This window comes from Thermus sp. (assembly GCF_040290245.1).
Lineage (GTDB): Bacteria > Deinococcota > Deinococci > Deinococcales > Thermaceae > Thermus_A.
The window spans coordinates 24259-35472 of the sequence record NZ_PSMQ01000015.1 but is presented as its reverse complement, the minus strand read 5'-3'; the positions used below and the strand labels follow the sequence as shown (position 1 = coordinate 35472).

Genomic DNA, 11214 nt, shown 5'->3' with positions numbered 1-11214 from the left:
CCCACCCCCTCCCAGTAGGCCCCGATGACCCGCTCGGCCTCCGGGCCCAGGAGGAGGCGCTTCAGGTTGGGACAATCCGCCCGGTGGACCGAGACCCCCCGGCCCCGGGTGACGAAGCCCAAAATGGGGTCCCCCTTTTGGGGCTCGCAGCAGGAGGCCAGGCGGATGGGGGCCTCGAGGAGGCCTTCTAGCCGGATGCCGAGGTCGTTCCGCAAGGGCTTTTCCTTCTTGGGGGCCTCGAGGTGGCTTCCCGGGTAGAGGGCCTTCGCCACCTGCTTGGCGGTGAGCCGGCCGGAGGCCAAGGCCAGATAGACCTCCTCCGGGGAAGGGGGGTGGCCGAGCCGCCGGGCCACCGCCTCCAGCTGGCTGTCCGTGGGCCTGGGTAGGCCCCGGCGCTTCAGGTAGCGCTCCAGGGTCCTCTGCCCCTTTTCCAGGGTCTCCTGCCGTTCCTGGGCGCGGAAGTACTGCCGGATCTTCTGCTTGGCGGTTCGGCTTTTGGCGTACTCGAGCCAGTCCTTGGAGGGGCGGGCGCTTTTGGCGGTGAGGATCTCCACGATGTCCCCGTTTTGGAGCTCGTAGGCCAAAGGCACGATCCGGCCGTTGACCTTGGCACCCACCATGTGATGCCCCACCTCGGTGTGGATGTGGTAGGCGAAGTCCACCGGGGTGGCCCCCCGGGGCAGGTTGATGATCCGGCCCTTGGGGGTAAAGACGAAGACCCTTCCCCCCAGGAGGTCCCGCATGACCGCCTCCACGAACTCCCGGGAGCTGGAGAACTCCTGCTGCCACTCCTGGATGCTCCTTAGCCAACCCACCCGCCGCCGGATCTCCTCGGGGTCGGTGAGGCCCTCTTTATACAGCCAGTGGGCAGCGATCCCGTACTCGGCGATGCGGTGCATCTCCTCCGTGCGGATCTGCACCTCCAAAGGAAGCCCCTCCAGGGCGATCACCGTGGTGTGGAGGCTTTGATAGCCGTTGGGCTTGGGCACGGCAATGTAGTCCTTGACCCTCCCGGGGATGGGTTGCCACAGGGCGTGCACCAGGCCTAGGACGTGGTAGCAGGCCTGCTTTTCTCTAAGGGCCTGGACCTCGGGGTCCGAGGCGGGCCTGGGCCTTAGGATGACCCGGATGGCCTGGAGGTCGTAGATCTGCTCCAGGGCTTTGTTTTCCCGTTCCATCTTCTTCCATATGGAGTAGAGGTGTTTGGTCCGGCCCGTGAGCTCCATTCCCAAAAGCTGGGCCTGGAGGAGGGCATCCTTGGCCAGGGCTTCACGGAGGCGCTCAATGGAGCGGCGCACCACCTCCTCCCGGGTGGCCTGGACCTCCTTCAGCCTTTCGGCAAGGGTGTGGTAAGCCTCCGGGTGGAGGTAACGGAAGGACAGGTCCTCCAGCTCCCACTTGATCTGGCCCATCCCCAGCCGGTGCGCCAAGGGGGCGTAGATCTCCAGCGTTTCCTGGGCGATGCGCTTCTGCTTGGCCTCGGGCATGGCCTCGAGGGTGCGCATGTTGTGGAGCCGGTCCGCCAGCTTGACGATGATGATGCGCACGTCCTCGGCCATGGCGATGAACATCTGGCGAAGGTCCTCGGCCCGCTTCTCCTCCCCCTCCAGGGCGGCCATCTTGTAGAGCTTGCTGACCTTGGTCTCCCCCTCCACGATCCGCCGCACCTCGGGGCCGAAGCGGCGCTCCAGGACCTCGCCGGCCACGCCGCAGTCCTCCAGGGTGTCGTGCAAAAGCCCCGCCATCAGCGTCTCGGGGTCCATGCGGAGCTCGGCCAGGATCTCCGCCACCGCCACCGGGTGGGTGAGGTAGGGCTCCCCGCTTCTTCGGTACTGCCCCTGGTGGGCCTCTTTTGCGAACCAGAAGGCCTCCTCCACCCGGGCCCTATCCTCCGGGCTCAGGTAGGAGACCCGGCCCCTTAGGCGCTCGAGGAGAGGGTGTGCATCGTCCACTTTTTTAGTTTAGACCCTGGGCCTTCTGGAGGAAATGGGAGACCACACCCCGGTCCATCAGCCCTACCACCAGCCTTTCCTGGAGCCGGGCAAGGACCAAGGCGCTGGAGCCCCAGTAGACCACCAGCGCCCTTCCTTTAGTCCTCAGGCTTCCGTCCAGATGCCCCCAGGCCTCGGCCAGGGGGCGGGCAAAGGGGACGTTTTCCAGAAACTCCAGCGTCTCCACCTTGGGAAGCCGCAGGAGGTCCAGGCTCGGCCCCTCCTCGAAGACGCCCAGAAGGGCCTCCAGGTTCTCCCCCTTAAGGGAGCGGAGAACGCTCCTTGCGGCCTTCTCCTCCTCCTTGAGGGCCAAAAGCAGGGGCTCGGCCTCCTTTAAGAGCCGCTCCACCTCCAAAAGCCCCCGGGGGCCCAGCCGGTCTAACCGTTCCAGGGTGGTTTTTAAGAGCTCTGCCATGGGCCTGAGCCGCCGGGCGGTCTCCCCCTCCAGGGTGCGCAAGGGCTCGTAAGCCTGGAAAAAGGCGGTGAGCCGCGTCCTGAGGGTGTTTTTAAAGGTCTCGGCCTTCCTTTTCAGCGCGGAAAGGGCCTGCCGCAGGTGAAGGACCTCCGGCAGAGGTTTTTCCCTTTCCTCCTGGATGCGGGCTAGGACCGCCTCCCCGCCGAGGCCCCGGTAGCGCTGGGCCAGGGCCTCGAGGCGGGAAAGCTCCTCCAGGGCCAGGGCCCGCCTTTGGGCCAGCGTCTTTTCCAGGGCCTCCTCCAAGGGCCTCGGGTCAAAGGGGTGGCCCTTCTCTAGGGCCTCTTCGGCCTCCTTCAGCTCCAGCTCCACCCCGAGCCCCTGCGCCCTTTGCTTTAGGGCCTCGAGGCGCCCTTTGAGGGCCTGGAGGAGCTTCGCCTTGAGGGCTTCTAGGGGCAGGTCCTCCGCCCCCCCCAAAACCCCCTGGGCAAGGGCCAGGAGGTGGGCCCGGGTGTCCTTTTCCTTAAGGAGGGCCAGGTACTTTTCCCTGAGCGCGGGAAGTTCAAAAAGGCGCTCCTCCGGAAGGCTTTTCACCTCCTCCAAAAGGGCAGAGAAGCTGGGGTCTTGATCGAGCTCCCTGATGAGGGCCTCCCGTTCCTTGGCCAGCTCGGCAAGCCGCCTTTTTTCTGCCTCCTGTTCCTCCACCTTCCGGGTGAGGACGGAAAGCTCCGGCCACCCCCCTTCCTGGAGGGTGGCCTGGGCTAAGCGGATCTCCTCCAGAAGCCAAGGGGCTTCCAAGGCCCTGGCCCTCTCCTCCAGGGCGATCAGCTGGGCCAGCGCCTCCGCCTTAAGCTCCTCCTCGGCCTTTTTCAAGGCCTCCTCCAGCTCCGAAAGCCGCCCGCCCAAGGGGGTACCCCCTTCCAAAAGGGCCTCGGCCTGGCTTAGGTCCACCCGGTTCAGCACGTGGGCATACCGCTCCTTGAGCCGTCTTAGGCGGTGCCTTTCCTCCTCGAGCTCCAGGGCCTGGAGTCGGTGCTTTTCCTCCTCTGGGAGGGTGTCCAGATCGATGATGAGTTCCTCCTCGGAAAAGTCATCCAAGGTGAGGAGGATGTCCTCTCGGTGTTCCCTTCGGGAAGCAACCGAGGCTTCGTCGTGTGAGGCCGCCGGGGGGGCTTCCTGAGGGCCTATGCCCTCAGGGGGCTCGGCCGGCATGGGCTCCTCGAGGGCCTGCCGGGGCCTTTCCTGGGTCTCCAAGACCCGGAAGGCGCTGGACTCCACCAGCTTCCTAAGCTCCAAGGCGATCTGCCGCGCCCTCTCCACCTCGGCCTGGGCCAAAACCCCTTGGCCCTGGGCCTCCTTGATGGTGGACACAAGGGCCTCTAAGCGCCTCACCTTGGCCCCGCCCAGGTTCTTTACCCGGGAGAAGACCTCCTCCAAGTAGGCGATCTCCCTCGCCTGCTGAAGAAGCGCCTCTTCCAGTTTTTCCTCCAATCCTTCCAAAAGGGCCTTGGCCTCGCGGTAGAGCTCCACGTCCGGGCTGGCCTGTAACCTGCGGTAAAGGGCGCGGAGCCGCCCCACCTCGGGCCAGTCTAGGTAAAGGTTGAAGCGCTTGAGGCCTTCTTCGATGGGCTTAAGGTCCGGAGGGGCAAGATCTTTCAGGATCCCCTCCACAATGCTCCTCGCCTCCTCCTTGGGAAGGCGGCCTTGGAGCTCTTTGTAGACCAAGTCCTTCAAAAGGGTTGCCAAGTCCTTTTCCGAAAGCTCCTCGAGGGGTTTCCCGAACCGCAAAGCCCCTTCCTCTAGGAGGGCCTCGGCCTTTCTGCCCAAGTAGGGGGTGAGCGCGCTGAGCACCTGACGGTACATTTGCCTTTAGTCTACCTGCTTCACCGGTAGGGGGCCACCAAAGCGTACGACCCGGTGAGGGAAGGGGATCTCTATCCCTTCCAGATCAAAGCGGTTTTTAATCCGCCGACGGAACTCCCTCGCCACATCCCAGTGCTCCTTGGCCTTTGTGGGGAAGACCACCCGCAAGACCACCCCGTTTTCCCCCAGGGCCTCGACCCCCAGGACCTCAGGGGGCTCGGTGAACCGGTCTTTCCAGTCCTGGTAAAGCCTTTCCGCTTCCTCCCTGAGGAGGCCCAGGGCCCGGTCCAGGTCTTCTTTGTAGGCCACGCTCACATCCACCACCGCCCGGGCCCACTCCTGGGTCAAGACGGTCACGGGCTGGGCCTGGCTGTTGGGGATGAAGTGGACCCGGCCCTCGAGGTCCCTGAGCACCGTAACCCGAAGGTTAAACCGCTCCACCACCCCCCCCAGCTGCCCGATCTTGACCACGTCCCCCACCCCGTACTGGTCCTCCAAAAGGATGAAAAAACCGCTGATGAGATCCCGGATGAGGTTCTGGGCGGCCAGGGAAAGGGCGAGCCCGGCCACCCCCGCCCCGGCCAGGAGGGCGGAGATGTTCAGGCCCAGATTGGAAAGGAAAAAAAGCCCCCCCACGGTCACCACCAGGACCTTTAAAGCGGTCTCGCTCACCGCGCGCAGGGTTTTGGCCCGTACCTGCCTGCGGCTGAACGCTTCCTCGGGCTCGGGGAGGCGGGCGAGGAGGCGGGGAAGGCTTAGGAAGGCCACCCAGGTGAAGAAGAGGATAAGCCCTCCCGCCACCCCCTTGGCCCCTATCCACAGGAGGAGCCTTTCCCCGAAGGTGCGGAAGGGTTCGTGCGGAAGACCCAGGGTGTAGACCAGATAGGAGAGGGCCAAGACCAGGCTCACCCCCCACCACGCGTAGGCCAAAAGGCGGAAGAGGGCGTCGTCCTTTTCCGTGGGGGTGGCGCGGCCCAGGAGAAGAAAGGCTTTTGACCCCAACCTTCCCACCATCAGAAAAAGGAAGAGGGCGATGACCAGGTGCACCGCGGACATGCCCTCATGTTAAAAGGGAAGGGGGGTATAATGCGCGTATGCCAGAGCCCACCTATACCCTGGAAGGCTGGCAGATCCTGCACGACTTTCGCCGGCTAAACTGGCCCCTTTGGCAGGAGGCCTCCAAGGAGGAACGGGAAATGGCCTTGGCGGAGGTTCTCGCCCTGGTCTCGGAGTGGGCGGGCCTCGAGCGGGAGGGGCAGGGGTCTTACGGCGTATACCAGATCATCACCCAGAAGGCCGACCTTCTTTTTTTGAATCTGCGGCAGAGCTTAGACGAACTCCTGCGGGTGGAGGAGCGGCTCAACAAGAGCCGTTTTTCCCGCTTTCTCCTCCCCGCCTACGGGTTTTACTCCGTGGTGGAGCTGGGGAGCCAGACCGGGCCTTTGGACCCCGAGTCCCCCTATGTCAAGCCTCGTCTGACCCCAAGGCTTCCCGCCTCGGGGTACGTCTGCTTTTATCCCATGAACAAGCGCCGCCAAGGGGAGGACAACTGGTACCTCCTTCCCGCAAAGGAGCGGGCCAGCCTGATGAAAGCCCACGGGGAGACGGGGCGGAAGTACCAGGGACAGGTGCTCCAGGTCATCAGCGGGGCCCAAGGGTTGGACGACTGGGAATGGGGGGTGGACCTCTTCAGCGAGGACCCCATCCAGTTCAAGAAGATCGTCTACGAGATGCGCTTTGACGAGGTCTCGGCCCGCTACGGGGAGTTCGGGCCCTTTTACGTAGGCAAGCGCCTGGACGAGGCGGGCCTCAGGGCTTTCCTTGGCCTTGCTTGACAGGTGGGGGGGCTTGGCGCATAGTGGAAAATGCGGCCAAGCCCGGAGGGTTGGCCGAGCGGTTTAAGGCGGCGGTCTTGAAAACCGCTGTGGGGCTAGGCCCCACCGGGGGTTCGAATCCCTCACCCTCCGCCAAGCAACCTGGAGAGGTGGCCGAGTGGTCTAAGGCGGCACCCTGCTAAGGTGTTGTACCGGGAAAACCGGTACCGCGGGTTCGAATCCCGCCCTCTCCGCCAGGCGGCCACGGGCGCTATCATGGCCCCGTGGCCCTCTTTTTGCCCTGGGAGGCCCCCCTAAAGCCCTGCACCTTTTTGAGCCGGAGAAACCGGTTCCTGGTCGAGACGGACCGGGGTCCTTTGCACCTGCCCAACTCGGGCCGGATGGCGGAGCTTCTGAGGCCCGGTGCCCCCTGCCTCTACCTTCCCCGGCCTACTCCGAGGACCCTGGGCCGGTTGGTCCTGGTCCAAAGCCAGGGGGTCTGGGTGGGGGTGGATGCCCATAGGGCAGGCCGGCTTTTGGAGCTTCTTTTGCAAGAAGGGTGGTTTGGCCCCCTCGAGGCCCTTCGAAAAGAGGTCCTGATCCTCGGGGAAAGGCTGGATTTCCTTGTGCGGTTCGAGGGATCGGCTGCACCGGGCTTTGCGCCAGAGGACCTTGACCGGATCTTTGAGGCTAAAAACTGCAACCGCCTCGAGGGGACCCTGGCGCTTTTCCCCGATGCCCCCACCCAAAGGGGGGCGCGGCACCTCAGGCTCCTGGCCCGGTTCGGACCCTTAGGGTATGCGGTCTGGTTTGTCCAGCACCCCTTGGCCCAGGCCTTTGCCCTGGACCCGCAGGACAAGGCCCTTTACCAAGCCGCCAAAGCGGCCAAAAAGGCGGGGGTGAACCTCCTGGCCTTTTTGGTGGAACCCAGCCCAGCGGGCCTCCGGATTCTTGGCCCTTTGCCCTTCTTGGATTGATCCGGCGTTGGGGCCCACCCCCTCCTAGGGGGTGCCGAGAAGGGATTTCACCGCCGGGGGAAGGGCCTCCCACCCCGCAAGCGCAGCGTAGCGCCCGGCCAGGTCGGCAAGAAGGGGAAGGAGGGCCTCCTTTTCCTCCGGCCCCGCCCGCACCACCTGGGGGAAGAGCTCCAAAACCTGGGCCTTGAGCTGCTCCTTGGCCAGGTGGAGGGCCACCTGGTGGGGCTCGCCCTCGAGCCGTGCCGCCTGGCCTTGGGCGAGGCGGCGGGCCTCCTTCTTTACGAGGGGGTCCTTAAGCAGGCGGCGGCAGGTGGGGCAAGGGTGGAGGGGGCTTGGGGCTTCGCAGATGGGGCAGGGTTCCCCTTGGCGGCGTTTGAGAAGGGCCAAGGCCGCCCGCTGTACGGCTTCCTCCAGGCCTGGGGGGGCGTGGGCGGAAAGGGCCCGGGCTTTTTCCAAGGCCTTCGGGTCTTCCGCCTGGGCGGCGGGTTCGGAAAAGGACCCGGTGAGACCCGACCAAGGGGCCTTGGCCAGGGTGAAACGGATCTCCCGCACCGCCTTGGGGAAGGCCTCCTCAAACTTTTTCAGAAACTCCATGCGTGTGTAGGTGAGGTGGTGGAGCAGCACGGGGTCGTTCACCTCTACAAACAAAACCCCCTCCTCCAGGCGCACCGCCTCGCTCAACCGGTCCAGGGGGCTTCCGGCCACCCTTTTCCAGTGGGCGAGGATCCGCCCCCGCTGGAGTCCCTTTTGCCAGGATCTGGGCAGGGCTTTAGGCAGGACTTCCCTCAGCCGCCGCATCGGACCACCCCTTCCTCCACCCAGCATACGGGAAGGCCCGGGGGGGGTTCGGCGCTGGCCAGAAGGGCCTGAGGCTGGGCCCGGGCGTAGGCGAGAAGGGCCAGGCGCCGGCTTTCGTCCAGCTCCTGGTCCCATTCGTCCAGGAGGAGGAGGGGGGGTTCGCCGTAATGCTCCGAGAGCAGACGGTGTTCGGAAAGCCTGAGGGCCAAGGCGATGGCCCGGGCCTCCCCCCGGCTTGCGAAACGAGGAGCCGGGCGGCCCTTAAGGAGGAGGAGGAGGTCGTCCCGGTGGGGGCCCACCAGGGTCATGCCCCTTTCCCTCTCCTCCTCCCGCCTGGCCCTGAGGGCCTCTAAGAACCCCTCCGGGGGGGCGGTCTCCTCAAGGGCCAGCTCCAGGGCCCCGGGGGCCAAGGCGCGGTGGATCTCCTGGGCCAAGGGGGCAAGGCGTTTTAAGAGCCTGCGCCTCATGAGGAGGATCTCGGTTCCGTACCGGATCAGGGCTTGGTCCCAGGGGGCGAGGTCCTGGCCGGTTTTGAGGAGGGCGTTCCGCTGGCGGAGGGCCTTCTCATAGGCGGAAAGGAGGACCCGGTACCGTTCGGAAAACCTCGAGAGGAGCCGGTCCAGAAAGTTCCTCCGCTCCTCCTTCCCCCCGTAGACCAGTTCCTGGTCCTCCGGGCCCAAAAGGACCGAGCCCGGCAGGGTGTAGACCTCCTTGAGGGGAACAGGGGCTCCGTTTAGGAGGACATTCCGCCCCTCGGGTCCGATGCGGGCCTCGAGGCGGTAGGTCCCGAGCTCGGTCTCCACCTCCGCGTAGACCCAGGCCTCCTTCTCCCCGAACCGGACCTGATCCACGAGACTTCCTCGCACCTCCCCTCCTAGGACCAGATGGACGGCCAAGAGAAAGGAGGTCTTCCCCTGGGCGTTTCCTCCCACCAGGGCGAAGGGGCCTCTAGGAGGGGTGACCTCGGGGGTGCGAAGATTGCGAAAATGCCTTTGTCGAAGGCAAAGAAGGCGCACCGAAGTCCCATTATACTGGGTCCATGCGGCTTCTTCTGGGCACGGGGGGCTTTGCCTACCAGGACTGGGTGGGCCTCCTATACCCTGAGGGGTCGAGGCGCCAGGACTGGATCCGGTTTTACGCCGAGCGGTTCAACGCCCTCGAGTTCAACGCCTCTTTTTACGCCCTCTCTGTGTTCCCCTAACGGGGAAGCAACCCTGGGGAGAAGACCTTTGCGGGCCTTTTAAGAAAAAGTGGGGGCCGGCTTTGCTTTTCCGTCAAGCTCCACCGGAGCATGACCCACGAGCGAAGCGCAAAGCCCGTTGCTTCCCGAAGGGAACACCGAGGGGCCTACGCGCGCCTGAAAGGTGCGGTTTCTCCCCTGAAGGAGGCGGGGCTTCTCGGGCCCTTTCTGGCCCAGTTCCCTCAGAGCTTTCACCGGACGAGGGAAAACCGGCGCTACCTCCTCGAGCTCGTCGCTCGGTTTGAAGGGGAGCGGCTTGCGGTGGAGTTCCGGCATCTGAGCTGGTACCGGGAGGAGGTGTTTGCAGCCTTCCGGGAAAGGGGGCTTATCCTGGTGGCGCCCGACTACCCTCCCTTGCCAGGTCTTCCCCCTTTCCGGCTCGTGCCCACCTCGAGCACCGCTTACCTCCGGCTTTCCGGCCGCAACCGCTCGGCCTGGCACGAGGCCACCTCCGCCGCCGAGCGGTACGACTACCGGTATAGCCCTGATGAACTCAAGGGTTTCGTGGAGGTTCTAAAGGCTCATGAAGGGGTTTTGCAGGAGGCCTGGGTGATCTTCAACAACACCTCCAAGGGGCACGCCCTTTTCAACCTCGAGACCTTTCGGTCTCTCTTTGAAGCCGCAGGGCTAGGGCCAGGCCCAAAAGCGTGAGAAGGGCGCTGGCCAGATAAGGGAGGCTGGGGTAAAGCTCGTAAAGCCCGGTCCCCAAAATCGGCCCCAGCATCCGGCCCAGGGCTTGGGCGCTGGCGTTGAGCCCCGCCACCCCTCCTTGCTCCTCCCCGGTGGCGTTTAGGGAAAGCGCCGCGGTCACGCCGGGGGTGGCCAAGGCCTGCCCCGCGCCCTGGAGGACAAGGCCCAAGGTGAGGAGGAGATACCCCTTTCCGAAAAGCAGGGCGAGGTAGCCCAAGAAGGCCACAGGAAGGCCCAGAAAGAAGAGCGTCTTCGGAGGGGCCTTCAGGGTCCGCACGAGGCCGCCTTGGATGAGGACCGCCGTCAGGCCGTAAAAGACCAGGGCAAGCCCCACCTTGCGCGCGGTCTCCGTCCCCGTTAAGCCCAGCTGGTCCTGGAAGTAGAAGGCCACGGTCTGCTCCAGGGCCACGGAGGAGAGGGAGAGGATGAATCCCAAAGCTAGAAGAGGCCAGAACCGAGGGTCCAAAGGGGAGACCCGAGGAGGTCGGACGGTTTCTTGAGCCCGGGACTCGGGGAGGAAGCGCAGGACGAAGAGGGCGTTTAAAAAGGCGAGGCCGGCGGAGAAGTAGACAGGGACGAGGAGGCCATAGCGGGAAAGGAGGGCCCCTAAGGCCGGGCCAAAGACCACCCCAAGCCCGAAGGCCGCCCCAAGGAGGGCCATGCCCCCGGTCCGGCTTTCCCGGCCTGTGAGGTCGGCTACATAGGCCTGGGCGGTGGGCAAAGTGGCGGAGGAGAGGATACCGCCGAGAAGTCGAGCCAAAAGGAGGAGGAGAAAGAGGGCGGTTCCCTGGAGGACCCCCCTTTCCCCCAGGGTGGCGAAGACGCCGAAAAGGCCAAAGGAAAGGCCGAAGCCCAAGATGCCCAGGAGGAGGACGGGCTTCCTGCCCCGGTCGCTTCTCCTTCCCCAGTAGGGGGAGAAAAGGAACTGCATCAGGGCGTAGCCGGTGGAGAAAAGCCCCACCTGGAGCTCTGTAAGCCCCAGCTCCCGGGCCAAGGGGCCCAGGATGGGGAAGAGGATGGAAAGCCCCAAGATGCTGTTAAAAAGGGTAAGGAAGAGGAGGGCCAAGGGCGGCATGAGGACCATGTTACGCCGTGGGGAGTCTCGGTGCAAAGGCTTGCAATCGGTCAGGCCACCGGAGACGCTGCAAGGACCCACTCCCCCTGGGCTCAGCCAGGAAGACCAGGGGGAGTGGGTCACCCAGGGCCTGGTGCGGCCGCCCGCCCCTTCTTGCCCCCTTTATCTCTCCCGGCCAACCGCTCTCAGCTGCATCCGTGGGGGCCTCTTCCCTGGGGTGGTCCCTTTGCGTATCGGTCTCCCAGGGGTCTGTCCGGGTCCAGGGTAGACTCTTCCATGTGAGAACGCGGCGCCTCGAGGCCTTGGTGTTGGCCCTCCTCGCCGAGCCGATGGACCTCGAGGCCCTTTACAGAA

General features: G+C 64.9%; 8 protein-coding genes, 2 tRNA genes and 1 pseudogene. 5 read left to right on the top strand and 6 right to left on the bottom strand.

Going from position 1 to position 11214, the window contains the following annotated elements:
• From C4301_RS03740 to C4301_RS03730, 3 genes are all read right to left on the bottom strand, one after another.
• A partial coding sequence (locus tag C4301_RS03740) for a RelA/SpoT family protein (protein WP_352413764.1) occupies nt 1–1952 on the bottom strand: 1952 nt, incomplete at its 3' end.
• Nucleotides 1953–1956: 4 nt separating this feature from the next.
• Nucleotides 1957–4266: a coiled-coil domain-containing protein gene (locus tag C4301_RS03735; RefSeq protein ID WP_352413763.1), complete on the bottom strand. Its 2310-nt coding sequence runs from the start codon at nt 4264–4266 to the stop codon at nt 1957–1959.
• Between the two features lie 6 nt (nt 4267–4272).
• Nucleotides 4273–5322: a mechanosensitive ion channel family protein gene (locus tag C4301_RS03730; protein ID WP_352413762.1), complete on the bottom strand. Its 1050-nt coding sequence runs from the start codon at nt 5320–5322 to the stop codon at nt 4273–4275.
• A gap of 38 nt (nt 5323–5360) precedes the next feature.
• On the opposite strand from C4301_RS03730, the gene hemQ reads away from it, so the two are divergent.
• The 4 genes from hemQ to C4301_RS03710 all read left to right on the top strand — a co-directional run bounded on the left by hemQ (nt 5361) and on the right by C4301_RS03710 (nt 7057).
• A complete protein-coding gene (hemQ, locus tag C4301_RS03725) occupies nt 5361–6101 on the top strand; it encodes a hydrogen peroxide-dependent heme synthase (RefSeq protein ID WP_352413761.1) in 741 nt (246 codons plus the stop codon).
• Nucleotides 6102–6145: 44 nt separating this feature from the next.
• Nucleotides 6146–6236: transfer RNA gene (locus C4301_RS03720), tRNA-Ser, on the top strand.
• An 8-nt stretch (nt 6237–6244) separates the two neighbouring features.
• Nucleotides 6245–6337 (top strand) — tRNA-Ser (locus C4301_RS03715).
• Nucleotides 6338–6364: 27 nt separating this feature from the next.
• On the top strand, nt 6365–7057 hold the full coding sequence (locus C4301_RS03710) for a DNA/RNA nuclease SfsA (RefSeq protein ID WP_352413760.1): 693 nt from the start codon (nt 6365–6367) through the stop codon (nt 7055–7057).
• A 24-nt stretch (nt 7058–7081) separates the two neighbouring features.
• Here the strand turns inward: C4301_RS03710 and C4301_RS03705 are convergent, their stop codons facing one another.
• Together C4301_RS03705 and recF are read right to left on the bottom strand one after the other, a co-directional pair.
• Nucleotides 7082–7855 carry a DciA family protein gene (locus C4301_RS03705; protein WP_352413759.1) on the bottom strand — a complete coding sequence of 258 codons (774 nt, stop codon included), beginning with the start codon at nt 7853–7855 and terminating at the stop codon, nt 7082–7084.
• Nucleotides 7843–8871: a DNA replication/repair protein RecF gene (recF, locus tag C4301_RS03700; RefSeq protein ID WP_352413758.1), complete on the bottom strand. Its 1029-nt coding sequence runs from the start codon at nt 8869–8871 to the stop codon at nt 7843–7845. The genes C4301_RS03705 and recF overlap by 13 nt, the downstream gene beginning before the upstream one ends.
• 23 nt (nt 8872–8894) lie before the next feature.
• Between recF and C4301_RS03695 the strand changes: the two are divergent.
• Nucleotides 8895–9746: pseudogene (locus tag C4301_RS03695) on the top strand (DUF72 domain-containing protein).
• On the opposite strand, the gene C4301_RS03690 reads toward C4301_RS03695, so the two are convergent.
• Nucleotides 9682–10860, bottom strand: a complete 1179-nt coding sequence (locus C4301_RS03690; RefSeq protein ID WP_352413757.1) for an MFS transporter — start codon at nt 10858–10860, stop codon at nt 9682–9684. The pseudogene C4301_RS03695 and the gene C4301_RS03690 sit on opposite strands and share 65 nt — an antisense overlap.
• Nucleotides 10861–11214 lie beyond the last annotated feature (354 nt).

What these genes read in the sequence shown, in the direction of transcription:
- C4301_RS03735 (WP_352413763.1), bottom strand. Translation starts at nt 4,266, where the DNA reads ATGTACCGTCAGGTGCTCAGCGCGCTCACCCCCTACTTGGGCAGAAAG.
- C4301_RS03730 (WP_352413762.1), bottom strand. Translation starts at nt 5,322, where the DNA reads ATGTCCGCGGTGCACCTGGTCATCGCCCTCTTCCTTTTTCTGATGGTG.
- hemQ (WP_352413761.1), top strand. Translation starts at nt 5,361, where the DNA reads ATGCCAGAGCCCACCTATACCCTGGAAGGCTGGCAGATCCTGCACGAC.
- C4301_RS03705 (WP_352413759.1), bottom strand. Translation starts at nt 7,855, where the DNA reads ATGCGGCGGCTGAGGGAAGTCCTGCCTAAAGCCCTGCCCAGATCCTGG.
- C4301_RS03690 (WP_352413757.1), bottom strand. Translation starts at nt 10,860, where the DNA reads ATGCCGCCCTTGGCCCTCCTCTTCCTTACCCTTTTTAACAGCATCTTG.